A 12,797-nucleotide genomic window follows, 5' to 3' on the forward strand; every position below is an offset into this window, starting at 1 on the left:
CGTTCCTCCTCCTTATGCCTTTAATCAGGCATCACTAAATACCTCGACATGTTCATAGGTGACACCATGAACTTTCATTGTTTCAAATATTTCCTTATAGAAACTTGAAGCAATTACCAGATTGCTGACATGCTGATTACGGATCTTCTCAAAATAACTCACTTTGAGATTCACACCAGGCAATATGCGCTCGGCTTTATTCTTGTCACCATCAACGACAATGATATTCGTACTGTCCAAAATCTCTTTCTCAACCCCATTCAGAAGAATCACTGATGCAGAACCAGCCCCCCACCAGACGACGCTGTCTGCCTTTCTAAGAAAATCATTTACTCTGTCGCGAGATGCATCACACCGCAGCTTGAACATTGAGAGATCATCGATATAAAGGGCTTTATCAAAGGCCACTTCAATTTTGTTGTAACGGGTATTTTCAGCCTTGACAAAAACGACCCTTAAACTGTCATTCTCAACACAGTGATATATTATTTTAAGTTTGTTATCACGGGCCAAAACTTGCATGAAGTAGATATTATAGTAGAAGAGGTGCTGTACATGAAAACCACCAAAATCAGGAACTTCAATGACGATTCTTCCGGCATCATTCAACGTTTCCGTCATCAATTTAAAGATAGAGAAGGGGTCTTCAAAATGCTCAAACACATGCATAAGATAGTAACCATCTACCTTGTCCGGAACATGGTTAGCATTAAAATAACCCTTTATAACATTAAGCCCCAAGCCCTTCGCAATATCGGCTTGGGGGCCGGGCTCAATTCCTGTTACATTGGAAAATCCGCTCTCGTTCAGTTTTTTCAGCAAGTATCCTTCTGAACAGCCAATCTCCAGTATATTTTCATCTTTGCCAAAATGACTTGTTATGGTATTAATCATGCCGTCATATTTAGAGGCGCCGATATTATTCAGCGGAGAAATATATAGATAGCTGTCATATATTTCAGTTAGTTCTTCCGATGATAATTTTTTGGATGCAAACCCCACCAGACAATCCTTGCAGGCACTGACCTGCAATTCCGACACCTTTACCGGAAAATCACCTGAGTATGCAGATAAAACGGCTGGCATCTTGCGTTCAAGGAAAACCAATGTGTTATCACTGTGACAATATGGACATCTCATGATCCTCTCCTAACGATGTGATCCGGATTGATGAAACAAAGTTGAACGATCGCAATATCTATGGATTCTCATCCATCACATCATGCAACGAAATACCTATTCTCAAGGACGACTACGCCTGCGCAGAACCCCTGCATCCATAAGCTTTCTAGCCAAGGGCTCGACTCGCCAAAACGGTACTTCGATGATCTCGGCAATCTCAAAAAGGCTCAGATGACCATCGCTGTAAGCCAGCAGGTTCATCATGTCCTTTACCTGTGCACCGGACTCACGTGTTGATAGATTCGGATAGAGGCCACGCCGCCCCAACTGGGGCTCACCCAATACGGTAGCCTCACAGTATTCATCCAACTCCAGACACTCGATCGCCCGCCGCAACGCTAGGAAACTATCCGCCAGCCCCCGCGGCGTGACCAGAGTAAGATCGTCCAAAGAGGTGTGGTATTCGGAATAACAACCGTACTTGCTGCGCATCATGGTGGTGACTGGCAAGTCTATGCCAGGGGCACATAGCTGACGTTCGTTGGAGCCCCGATCAAGATAGCTATACGCCATATAATCAGGTGCGATATGGCCCAACACATGGCGTCCTATGCGATCAGCTATAGAATTCCCCTGTCTGGATGGTAAGAATGAGTAACACCTTTCATCCCCCATACATGTCAGATTAAAACCAGCCAACGTATGAGACTTGAGGTGCTCCAGATGGCGAGAGAGATAAACGATAGCCCCGATTGTCTCAGGAACAAGCATCAATCGATAGCTGTAGCGTCGCTTAGGCAAGGAGGCCAGCCAGGCCATCAAAAACACTCCGACACCAGGGCCGGACAACTCGTTGTTGGCCATGGAGGGGTGGCAAACATAGCTGGATAACAAGATTTCCTGCTCACTCTCCCCCGGTAGCACCCACTCGGCATAAGTCAGTGAGCCCGGTTGCAAGCTGGTATCGATCACAACCTCATAATTTCCTTCCGGTAACGCTTCCCGCACATTGTGGGGTAAACAAAAGCCCCAACGGCGCTGATAATAAGACGTGACATAGGGGATGGCATCCGGTAACTCAGGCAAGGAGTGCAAGTGAGGTTGTAATTCTGCTAAAGGGAGAGTACAGCGTACCGGTTCTGAGTAACCCACCAAATGCAAGTTACTATCATTGAAATCAACCACCTTGTGCCCATCAGGTCCCAAGATGTAAGCCTCTCTGACATTCCACTCATCCGGCACTGTCCAATCAAAAAATGTGCTTCCGCTGGCAACTTCATGGATCTGCAATTCAGGTAAACAATGTTCGCGAAACAGGGCCAATGTTTTTCTTACACCATCGCCTGTCAAGCTGCGATTGAGCGGAAACAGCAAGGAAAGCAAACGATGCAGCTGTTCGCCAAGCTGATCCTGGTCAGCCCAGTCTGTAGGCAAATAACAACTGTCATGATTCGGCATCATTCAACCCCCTCAATTAGCTCAACAATATGTCCCAAGGGACTGAGAAAAAACTGGACATGAGAGCCCCCAAAAGCGATCGCTGGCTGGCTGGGCCCAAGGGGCAGGTGGCGCTGTATACGCATCCGCTCGGAGCTCTCCTGCAGGTTGCTCACCCGATAGGCAAGGTGGTTGATGACATTGCGCCGGGTCTTGAGCACCTGGGCGACCGGGCTCTCCTCGCCGGCCGGGGCGACCAGCTCGTAGCAGAGACCATGGTCGTCATGCACGAACTGCACCCAGACCCGTTGCAGCGGATCTTCCACCGCAACCGAGAAGCGGCTCAGCCCCAGCACGTCACGGCAATAGGCCACACCGCTCGCCAGGTCCGGCACCACAAGTCCGATGTGATCAAACTGCATGGGAGTCTCCTCCCGCCCGGATCAGGGCGTATGGGGCCGCCGCCAGCAACTCGCCGGCAGCCAGGATGAAGTCGCGGCACGATACCGCCCAGACCGGCACCCGCTGGCACAGCGTCTGGCGCCAGGCGCCCCGCTCCTGCAGCAGGGCCACCAGCCTGGAGAGGTCGATTTCGCTGGCCAGCGACAGGTCGCGCACATAGTAATCCGCCTGCCACTCCCGCACGCGGCCATCGACGCGCACCTGGCCCGCAAACATCTTGTGATAGCGATAAGAGACGGCCAGCCGCTGCTCCACGTAGTGGGTGAAGGTGATGCGGTCGGGGTGGCAACCCAGCCCCAGCAGCCAGCCGTCCTGCTCCGCCAGCCAGCCGAACGGGCTCTCCTGACCGAAACAGTCGTGACACTCCCGGGCAACCAGCGCAGGCCCCTGCGGGCCGCTGATCGCCATGCTGAAGACGGGATCCAGTGTGCGCACCACCCCTTCTCGCTGGCGGAACAGCTCCGTCATCAAGCCCACCTTGCTCGGGGTCTGCACAGGGTCGAAGCACTCGTCCGCCATCGGGCTGTAGCTGAAGGTCGGCACCAGCAGGTGCCCGCCCAGCCACTGCTCCAGGCATGTCCAGAAGGCCGCGATGCCTGCGGCGTTGCCCATACCGGCAAACTGGGCCACCACCATGGCATCCGAGTGCACCATCAGGGCGCCACCTCTGGGGATCCCCAGCTCGGTCAGCGCCTGCTCGAGTGCCTGTTTCACACGGCAACCCCTTTGCGCAGCAGGGCTTGCTGGATGTCGGCCAGACTCTTCAACTCGGCCAGCTCGTGCGGCTCGAACCGCACGGCATAGTGCTGTTCGACCAGCAACAGCAGGTTGAAGTGACCCAGAGAATCCCACTCGGGAAAACTGCCGAGGGCAGACTGTGCATTGACGCTGGCCTGGGGGAACTGCTGGTGTGCCAGCGCGATAAGGTCATTCATTGGCGTAGAACTCCAAAAACGGGAGAGAAAGAGAGCAGAGATCCAGACTGAGGAACACCTCGTCCACCAGCGGCAGCAAGCCCGCTGGAGTGGTTATCGGCCGGGTTGGCAGGATCGCCAGAAAATCCCGTGCCGGCTGGTTGCGGGTGGTGGCAACCAGGCTGATGACCAGCTCGGTCACGCCTTGCGCCCGCAGATGGTTTGCCAGTTGCGCCAGCAGCCAGTATTCAAAGCCGCGCCCCAGTACCCGGCAGCTGATGGCCAGGGTATCCAGCAGCGCCCTGCCCTCGTCGAGCGGGCGCACCACCAGCAGCGCCGTCATACCGTGATCGGCGAATCGGTCTCGCAGGCCGGCCAGCCAGACATCGCCCCCCTCGGCGGCCAGCCGGGCCAGCTCAGCTGCCTGATAACGGCGGCCGGAAAGATTGAACTGATTGGTCTTCTGGCTGAGCTGCTCGGCTCGCAACTGGTTGCCCGGGGAGAGCGGCTGCCAGTCGGCCTGCAGCGTCAATTGCCGCAGGAAGGCGTGCTCGTCGCCCAGTTGCCGGCGCACCGCCTCGGCCTCGGCCTGGGCCTGATAGGAGTGCTGCCGCAGGCCGTCATCCCGGCTCTGGTGGCGACTGCACAGGGCCGGCAGCGTCAGCAGGACATCCGGCCAGCTCCAGAGATCGGCCGGCGGGGTAATCACCAGAACCTCGGGGCAGTTGGCCCGCACCTCGGCCCGCTCCAGCTCGCTGTCATCCCAGAAGACTAGGCTGTCCAGCCCGACATTGAGGCGGGCTGCCAGCCGCCGCAGCCCCTGGGATTTGGGCTCCCAGCCGATTTCGGCGGCGGCGATCTGCGCCCGTGTCAGCACCATGCCCGGATGCTCGTCAAACAGCCGCCATACATCGTCCGCCAGATTCTTGGAGCAGAGCGCCAGCACTATGCCCTGTCCGTGCCAGTGGCTGGCCGCCTGCTGGAAGGCCTGGTAGAGCCGGCCCATCCCGTCCTGCCCCAGCAGGACGCCGCCGACACCGTCTTCGCCGACCACGCCGCCCCACAGGGTATTGTCGCAGTCGAGCACCAGCACCTTGTGGGCGGGTTGTTGCAGCCGCTGCAGCAAGGGGAGCATCCACTGCGCCAGGCTGGCCAGACCGGCCATCGAGAAGGGGCAGGACATCAGATAGAGGTTGCGCCGGTCGAAGCAGTGCTGGTGGCCATGCTGCTGCAGCCAGAGCGGCAGGTGCAGGTCGTCCAAGCCGGGTTGCTGCAGGCGCAGGCGGGCCATCTGCTGCTCGAACGCACTGGCCAGCACGGCGAGCACTGCAGGGGCCGGGCCATAGACACAGAGCGGGGCATGGCTGCAGGCTCCCACCAGCAGATGATCCTGCGGGCGGCGCTGCAGATGCTGCAACAGAGGCTGACAGAGCGCGTCGACAAAGGCGGCGACCGCCAGCTGCTGCTCGTCCTGCGCCAGATGGCCCCACTCCTGCAGGGTCCGGGCAGGCACCAGATCTTCCCACAGCCAGATGATGATGTGGGTCCCGGCCGCGGCATCGGCGCCCTGATTTATCAGGGTCTGCAACCACTGGCCATGGGGGGCCACCTGCACTTCGCCATATTCAGCCAGGGGGCGCCAGGCGAGGTTGCCCGGCATCAAGAACGAACTGCCACTGAGATGAAGCATGGTCATGACTTTCCTCGCTGCGCTACCGGAACCATCCCGGCGACCGACAAATGGGATGATCGTGTTTGATCTTCATGAAAAACAAAAGCTTTTTCAGCCCTCTTCAGTAGTTGATGCTGACGTAGGGGACTTCGGTCACGTCCCACGCCTGCTTGAGGTAGACGGTCAGCACGAAGAAGAAGTTGGCCAGCAGGTTGGCGAAGCGGTAGAGGATGGGATCGAAGCGCACGCCGCTCTCTTCCAGCCGCACCAGCAGGCGCACCACCTTCTTGCTGCCGCAGCGGCACAGGTGCAGGGTCGGGATGGGCTGGGGCCCCTGAGGCAGCACGAAGCCGGTGACCCGGCCGCGACTCGCCTCGTTGTAGTGATCGTAGCGCCCCTTGAGCCAGTCCAGATCCTCCTCGAAGATGCCGAGCCGGCCCCGCACCGAGCCATTGAGGTTGTAGATGAGCCGCTGCAGCGCCGCCAGATCCGCCAGCACGGGCCGGGTGTCCTCATCCGCCACCAGATGGGATAGGGCGGCGCCCACCTGGCAGCAGAGCTCGTCGGTGGCGATCTCGTAGTCGCACTGGAACTGGGTCTCGAAGATGAAGGGGTAGCAGAGCTCGCGCTTGTCTCTTGGCTTCTTGGGGTTCATGGCATCGCCGGGCAGGGGAAAAGGGCAGTGTGCCAGCCCGGGGGCGGGCTGGCAAACCCAGCGCCCCCGCCGACATCACGGGGGCGTTGCCAGACTAGCCGGTCGCCATCTGCTGGCCGAGCAGCCCCATGGCCTCCAGCATCCGCTGGTTGAAGCCCATGAAACCGGCACCCTGGGTCGCGTCCTGGCCCCGCGCCACCAGCACGGCGGGGGTCAACGCCTGCTGCTGGGCGGTGGGCAACAGGGCATCCGCCTGCTGCTGCATCTGGCTGAGCCACGGCAGGTAGTCCGCCAGCGGCTTGAGGCTCTCCTGCAGGGAGTGGGCCCCCTGGTACGCCTGGCTCAGCTTGGCCGACTGCTTGAGCTTGAGGGAGTAGGAGACCAGCTGGCTGTCGTCCAACTGCAACCCCGCCAGCCTGTCGGCCAGCGTCTTGTCGTCGCCGCCTCCGAAGAACTGGCCGGCCAGCTCGTCCAGCCCCTTCACCAGGTTGCCGATGGCATCCATCTCGGCGCTGTCGAGCTCCCCCTCCAGGGAGAAATCGAAACTCTGGCTCGATTTGAGGCTGATCTGGCTGCCGTCGTGGCGGGACTTGAACTGCCAGCTGTCGCTGAAGCGCAGCATCACCTTGTCCCCGTCCCGGGTCTCGATCTCGAGGAAGGTCTGCTGCCGGCTGGCCATCTTGGCCGCCCCCAGCTCCGTGGTCGACACCTCGCCGAAGAACTCCTTCTCGAAGGACTCCAGCCCCTCCTGGATCAGCTTGTAGCTCTGATCCATGCCGGTCTTGATGTCATCGTTTTCCGCCCAGTCGCCAAGCTGCTTCCTGGCGTCGCCGAAGCCCTTGTCCACCCCCTTGCGAGCCTGGGCCATCATCTCGGCCAGATCCTCGTCACTCTTGCCATCAGCCCGTGCCGCCCCCAGCCGCCCGGTGACGAACTGCAGCACGTTGTCCGCCACGGCTTCGTAGTCGAACAGGGTCTCGGGCGTGACCTCCTGGGGCTCCTGCACCTTGGGCGCCTTGTAGCCCTGGCCGTTGATCTCCAGCGCAAATTGCAGCGCCTGCTGGATCAGCACCTGAGCCCACTTCGGAGGCTTGTTCAGGGAGACCTCCTCCCCCTTGTCCGCCGCTTTCGACGCCGTCTGTTGAGGCGATTTGGGAGCAATGCCCACTCCCTTGGGTTGGGCTGCGCCCATGCCATCGATCTGCATCATCACTCTCCCGCCTATAGTGGTGGATCGGTTATCGGCCCGACTGGCCACTTCTTGACCACAAAAAACTTGGACAATCCGCGACGGCCTTTTAAAATCCCCACCCTTTGGTTGGCTGCTGCCTGGCTGCAGCCTTCCCCGGTTTTTACCCGGCTCAGCCCGGCGCACGCGAGGTATCCATGACCCAATCCCAGCGAACTCCTGCCGACTACCAGGCCCAGCTCGACGAGAAGCGCGATCGTCTCACCGGCATGTTCGCAGGCTTCAACCCGCCCGTGCTGGAGGTGCACGCCTCCCCCGCCGAGCACTACCGGATGCGCGCCGAGTTTCGCATCTGGCACGAGGGGGATGACCTCTTCCACTGCATGTATGCCCCGGCCACCAAGGAGATCATCCGGGTCGACCAGTTCCCCACCGCCAGCCGCCTCATCAACCAGCTAATGCCGGTGTTGCTGGAAGGGCTGCGCCCGCACCCGGTGCTGCGCCGCAAGCTGTTCCAGATTGACTATCTCTCCACCCAGTCCGGCCAGATCTGCGTCAGCCTGCTCTACCACCGCAAGCTGGAAGCCGAGTGGCAGCAGGCCGCCGACGCGCTGCAGGCCGATCTGCGCGCCAAGGGATTCGATCTGCAGCTGATCGGTCGTGCCCACAAGCAGAAGATCTGCCTGGGGGAGGAGTTCGTCATCGAGCGTCTTACCGTGCAGGGGCGCGAACTCGTCTACAAGCAGGTGGAGAACAGCTTCACCCAGCCCAACGCCGCCATCAACGAGCAGATGCTGGGCTGGGCCCTGGACGTGACCAGGGGGAGCGAGGGCGACCTGCTGGAGCTCTACTGCGGCAACGGCAACTTCTCCATCGCCCTGGCGCAGAATTTCAGCAAGGTGCTGGCCACCGAGATCGCCAAACCGAGCGTGGACTCCGCCCAGTTCAACATCGCCGCCAACGGCGTCGACAACCTGATCATCCTGCGCATGTCTGCCGAGGAGTTCACCATGGCGATGCGCGGCGAGCGGGAGTTCAACCGCCTCAAGGGGGTCGACCTCTCCACCTACCGCTGCAACACCATCTTCGTCGACCCGCCCCGTGCCGGTCTGGACGACGCCACCGTCAGGCTGGTGCAGGACTACGACAACATCCTCTACATCTCCTGCAACCCCGAGACCCTGGAGGCCAACATGGCGGTGCTCGGCGAAACCCACGAGATCGCCCGTTTCGCCCTGTTCGATCAGTTCCCCTGGACCCACCACATGGAAGCCGGGGTCTATCTCAAGCGCAAGGCGGGTTGATGCCGCAGGGGACGCCGTTCCCCGCTCGACAGGCAGAATCACAACAGGGCCCATGGGCCCTGTTTGATTAGTTATCCCGGTGCAGAGGGTCGGCGCAGCCGTTATGCTGGCGACACGCGCATTCGCGCCATGACCGGGGGCCATGCCACCATGCCACGCGTTCTGTTTGTTGAAGACGATCCCGACATCGGCCAGCTCATCAGCAGCTGGCTCGGTCGCCACGACATCGAGGTGATGCTGGAAACCCGCGGCGATCGGGCGCTCGCCAGGGTAGAGGCCGAGCAGCCGGACCTGGTGCTGCTCGACATCATGCTGCCGGGCCAGGACGGCCTCTCCCTGTGCCGGGATCTGCGCCCGCGCTTCGGCGGTCCCATCGTCATGCTCACATCGCTAGACAGCGACATGAACCAGATCCTGAGCCTGGAGCTGGGGGCCAACGACTACATCCTCAAGACCACGCCGCCCCCCGTGCTGCTGGCCCGGCTGCGGGTCCAATTCCGCCAGCACGGGCAGAGCCAGCAGGCCGTGGCCCCCGCCGCCCCGCCCCAGCGCCTGCAGTTCGGCCGGTTGCAGATCGACGGCCCGGGCCGGGACGTGCGCCTGGACGGCGACAGCATCCCCCTCTCCACCGCCGACTTCGATCTCTTGTGGGAGCTGGCCTGCCACGCCGGCCAGATCCTGGGGCGGGAGACACTGTTTCGCAGCCTGCGCGGGCGCGACTACGACGGCCAGGATCGCAGCATGGACGTGGCCATCTCCCGCCTGCGCCGCCGGCTGGGGGATGACAGCAACAACCCGACCCGCATCAAGACGGTGCGCCAGAAGGGCTATCTGCTGGTGCCCCAGGCCTGGGAATAAGCCCGCCGAATGACCTTGATGCTCTCTGCTCCCTTCTCCCCTGGCGGGAGAAGGGTTGGGGATGAGGGGCAACAAGGCAATGCCCGACCCAATCCAGGCAAGAGGAGAGCCCCGATGCGACGCCTGTTTATCCAGTTCTACCTGCTGCTGATCGGCTGCTTCGCCCTGGCCATCCTGCTCATCGGGCTGGTCTATCAGGTCAGCGCCGAGCGAGCGGGGGACCGCTATCTGGAGCGGATGATGCAAGGCTCCCTCGGCCTGCTCACCGGCGAGCTGGCCCGGCTGCCGCCAGAGCACTGGCCGGCCCGCGCGGCGGAGCAGAGTCACCAGCTCAATCTGCCGCTGCAGATCGGGAGTCTCGCCAACCAGCCCCTGGCCCGGGAGGATCAGGCCTTCCTCGAGGCGGGCAACATCGTCATCGTGGAGGAGGATGACACCTTCCTGCAGCGCATTCCCGGCACGGATCGGGTGCTGATTGTCGGCCCCGTTCCCTACCTCTCCTATCTGCACGAGCTGCACTGGGTGGACGTGGGCCTGCTGCTGCTCATCGGCCTCTCCCTCGGTCTGCCCATCCTGCTCTGGCTACGCCCCCACTGGCGCGGCCTGCAACGGCTGGAGCAAGCCGCCCGCCGGGTCGGCGACGGCGATCTCTCCTGCCGCACCGGCCTGCCCGCCAGCAGCAGCCTGGCCCGGGTCGGCCGCACCTTCGATCAGATGGCGGAACAGCTGCAGGCCATGCTGGCCAGTCGCAAGCAGCTGACCGACGCCATCGCCCACGAGCTGCGCACCCCTCTGGTGCGGCTGCGCTACCGGCTCGCCATGCTGGATCCCGCCCCCTCGGCCGACGAGCAGCAGAGACTGGAGCGGGATCTCGGCGCGCTGGATGCCCTCATCGAGGAGATGCTCACCTACGCCAGGCTCGATCGCCCCGAGCTGCCGCTGCAGTGCAGCGAGCTGGAGCTCGGCAGCTGGGCCGGCAGCCGTCTCGCCGACTGGCAGGCGCTGCGACCGGACAAGCGACTCGACTTCGTGCGCCCGGCCATGGCTCTGCCCTGGCGCGGCGACGTCCGCCTGCTGGATCGGGCGCTGGAGAACCTTATCGGCAACGCCCTGCGCCACGCCACCAGCCGGGTCAGCCTGCGCATGGCGCGGCAGGGTGACGACTATCTGCTGGAGGTGAGCGATGACGGCCCCGGCATCGATCCGGCCCTCGCCCCCCAGATCTTCGAGCCCTTCGTGCGCCTGGATCAGAGCCGGGACAGGCGCACCGGCGGCGCCGGTCTGGGGCTCGCCATCGTGCGCAGCATCGCCCGCCACCATGGCGGCGAGGTGCAGCTGCTGCCCTGCAGCAGCGGTGCCCGATTCTGCCTGACCCTGCCCGTACATTTGGATACAAACCGTCACCAGTTCCTCACTGAACCCCAGGCGCCAGCGCCCTAGGATGAAGCCATGGAGAAACGCTCCATGTCATCAACCGAATGAGGAACTGGAATATGAACAAGCTGATCCCCCTGAGCCTGGCCGCTGTCTTCGCCCTGACCTCCGGCTTCACCATGGCTGCCACCCCGACCAAGGCCGCCGCTCCCCAGGCGACTCAGACCAAGGTCGTGAAAAAGCACCACAAGGCCGCCAAGGCGCCGACCGTCCAGGTGGCTCCCAAGACCAAGTAATCCATACACCAGCGTCCCGCAATGAAAAAGGGGCCCCATCACGGGGCCCCTTCTGTTTTACCGGTTGCAAGCCTGAAGCCCGAAGGACCTCAACCCAGCATGTAGTCCGCCGGCAGGGCGATACGGGCGACCCCGGATTCCACCGCCGCCAGCGCCACGGCGCGGGCGACGCGCGGCAGCAGACGGGCATCCATCGGCTTGGGAATGACGTACTCTTTGCCGAAGGTGAGCTCGCTCACGCCGGCGGCGCTCAGCACCTCGGCCGGCACCGGCTCCTTGGCCAGGGCGCGGATCGCCTCCACCGCGGCGATCTTCATGGCATCGTTGATGCGGCTGGCGCGCGCGTCCAGGGCACCGCGGAAGATGAAGGGGAAGCAGAGCACGTTGTTGATCTGGTTCGGGTAGTCCGAGCGGCCCGTGCCCATGATGAGGTCGCCGCGCACCCCGTGGGCCAGGGCAGGCTTGATCTCGGGATCCGGGTTGGAGCAGGCGAAGATCACCGGGTTGGGGGCCATCAGCGCCACCGCCTCGGCGGGCAGCACGTCCGGACCGGAGACGCCGACGAACACGTCGGCCCCGTCGATCACGTCCATCAGGGTGCGCAGGGGAGTATCGTTCGCAAAGCGCTGCTTGTATTGGTTCAGATCGGTACGACCACTGTGGATCACCCCCTGGCGGTCCAGCATGAAGATGTTCTCGGGTGCCGCGCCGCACTTGATCAGCAGGTCCATGCAGGCGGTGGCGGCCGCACCGGCCCCCATGCAGACGATGCGGCTGGTGCCGATCGCCTTGCCCTGCACTTCCAGGGCGTTGAGCAGGCCGGCGGCGGTGACGATGGCGGTGCCGTGCTGGTCGTCGTGGAAGACCGGAATGTCGCAGCGGGCGATCAGCGCCTCTTCAATCTCGAAGCACTCGGGGGCCTTGATGTCTTCCAGGTTGATGCCGCCGAAGGTGTCGGCGATGGCAGCGACCGTGTCGATGAACTGGGCACTGGTCTCGTGCTTCACCTCGATGTCGATGGCGTCGATGCCGGCGAAGCGCTTGAACAGCAGGGCCTTGCCCTCCATCACCGGCTTGGAGGCCAGCGGGCCCAGGTTGCCCAGCCCCAGGATGGCGGTGCCGTTGGAGATGACGGCCACCAGGTTGCCCTTGCCGGTGTAGCGGTAGGCATCGGCCGGGTTGGCGGCGATCTCGCGCACCGGCTCGGCGACGCCCGGGCTGTAGGCCAGCGCCAGATCGCGGGCGGTCTCGGCGGGCTTGGTGAGGGCGATGGCGATTTTGCCCGGGACGGGCTGGGCGTGGTAGTCGAGTGCTTGTTGACGAAGATCGTGACGCTGATCGGACATGGGGGACCCCGATACGGAAATGAATGAGTGGTGCATTGGCTCGCCCACGGGCGAGGGCTGGGGATCATAATGAAAACCGCCGGGCTTTCACAGCAGAAAATATCGCCAAACAACGCCGACCAGCCACTCGGCAGCATGTACCACCAGCCGCATCTACCCAATTAGATA

Annotated in this window: 13 protein-coding genes; 4 read left to right on the forward strand and 9 right to left on the reverse strand. The window is 61.9% G+C overall.

What is annotated here, in order from left to right; all coding sequences use genetic code 11:
• Nucleotides 1-24: 24 nt before the first annotated feature.
• The 8 genes from J9885_RS12265 to J9885_RS12300 all read right to left on the reverse strand — a co-directional run bounded on the left by J9885_RS12265 (nt 25) and on the right by J9885_RS12300 (nt 7,469).
• A complete protein-coding gene (locus J9885_RS12265; protein ID WP_210549614.1) occupies nt 25-1,140 on the reverse strand; it encodes a class I SAM-dependent methyltransferase in 1,116 nt (371 codons plus the stop codon).
• Between the two features lie 102 nt (nt 1,141-1,242).
• Nucleotides 1,243-2,583 (reverse strand): DUF4910 domain-containing protein, encoded by a 1,341-nt coding sequence (locus J9885_RS12270; RefSeq protein ID WP_210549615.1) that lies wholly within the window; start codon nt 2,581-2,583, stop codon nt 1,243-1,245.
• Nucleotides 2,580-2,981, reverse strand: coding sequence for a VOC family protein (locus J9885_RS12275; RefSeq protein WP_210549616.1), 402 nt, complete (start codon nt 2,979-2,981; stop codon nt 2,580-2,582). Before J9885_RS12275 ends, J9885_RS12270 begins: the two co-directional genes overlap by 4 nt.
• On the reverse strand, nt 2,971-3,735 hold the full coding sequence (locus tag J9885_RS12280) for an AAC(3) family N-acetyltransferase (protein ID WP_210549617.1): 765 nt from the start codon (nt 3,733-3,735) through the stop codon (nt 2,971-2,973). The genes J9885_RS12275 and J9885_RS12280 overlap by 11 nt, the downstream gene beginning before the upstream one ends.
• Entirely contained in the window at nt 3,732-3,956 is a 225-nt protein-coding gene (locus tag J9885_RS12285) for an acyl carrier protein (RefSeq protein WP_024945539.1), read from the reverse strand. Before J9885_RS12285 ends, J9885_RS12280 begins: the two co-directional genes overlap by 4 nt.
• Nucleotides 3,949-5,631 (reverse strand): HAD-IIIC family phosphatase, encoded by a 1,683-nt coding sequence (locus tag J9885_RS12290; RefSeq protein ID WP_210549618.1) that lies wholly within the window; start codon nt 5,629-5,631, stop codon nt 3,949-3,951. The genes J9885_RS12285 and J9885_RS12290 overlap by 8 nt, the downstream gene beginning before the upstream one ends.
• A gap of 97 nt (nt 5,632-5,728) precedes the next feature.
• A complete protein-coding gene (locus J9885_RS12295) occupies nt 5,729-6,262 on the reverse strand; it encodes an ATP--cob(I)alamin adenosyltransferase (RefSeq protein ID WP_210549619.1) in 534 nt (177 codons plus the stop codon).
• A 94-nt stretch (nt 6,263-6,356) separates the two neighbouring features.
• Complete coding sequence (locus tag J9885_RS12300; protein WP_210549657.1) at nt 6,357-7,469, reverse strand: DUF5610 domain-containing protein; 1,113 nt, start codon at nt 7,467-7,469, stop codon at nt 6,357-6,359.
• 179 nt (nt 7,470-7,648) lie between these two features.
• Here J9885_RS12300 and trmA point away from each other — a divergent pair, with 179 nt between their 5' ends.
• From trmA to J9885_RS12320, 4 genes are all read left to right on the forward strand, one after another.
• A complete protein-coding gene (gene trmA / locus J9885_RS12305; protein WP_210549620.1) occupies nt 7,649-8,755 on the forward strand; it encodes a tRNA (uridine(54)-C5)-methyltransferase TrmA in 1,107 nt (368 codons plus the stop codon).
• Nucleotides 8,756-8,905: 150 nt separating this feature from the next.
• Nucleotides 8,906-9,613 (forward strand): two-component system response regulator RstA, encoded by a 708-nt coding sequence (gene rstA, locus J9885_RS12310; RefSeq protein ID WP_210549621.1) that lies wholly within the window; start codon nt 8,906-8,908, stop codon nt 9,611-9,613.
• Nucleotides 9,614-9,727: 114 nt separating this feature from the next.
• Entirely contained in the window at nt 9,728-11,053 is a 1,326-nt protein-coding gene (rstB, locus tag J9885_RS12315; RefSeq protein WP_210549622.1) for a two-component system sensor histidine kinase RstB, read from the forward strand.
• A 53-nt stretch (nt 11,054-11,106) separates the two neighbouring features.
• Entirely contained in the window at nt 11,107-11,283 is a 177-nt protein-coding gene (locus J9885_RS12320) for a hypothetical protein (protein WP_210549623.1), read from the forward strand.
• Between the two features lie 89 nt (nt 11,284-11,372).
• Here J9885_RS12320 and J9885_RS12325 read toward each other — a convergent pair whose 3' ends face one another.
• Nucleotides 11,373-12,629, reverse strand: coding sequence for a malic enzyme-like NAD(P)-binding protein (locus J9885_RS12325; protein WP_134694234.1), 1,257 nt, complete (start codon nt 12,627-12,629; stop codon nt 11,373-11,375).
• Nucleotides 12,630-12,797: the final 168 nt, after the last annotated feature.

The sequence above is a fragment of the Aeromonas sp. SrichE-2G genome (genome assembly GCF_017939565.1).
GTDB classification, from domain to species: Bacteria; Pseudomonadota; Gammaproteobacteria; order Enterobacterales; family Aeromonadaceae; genus Aeromonas; species Aeromonas taiwanensis.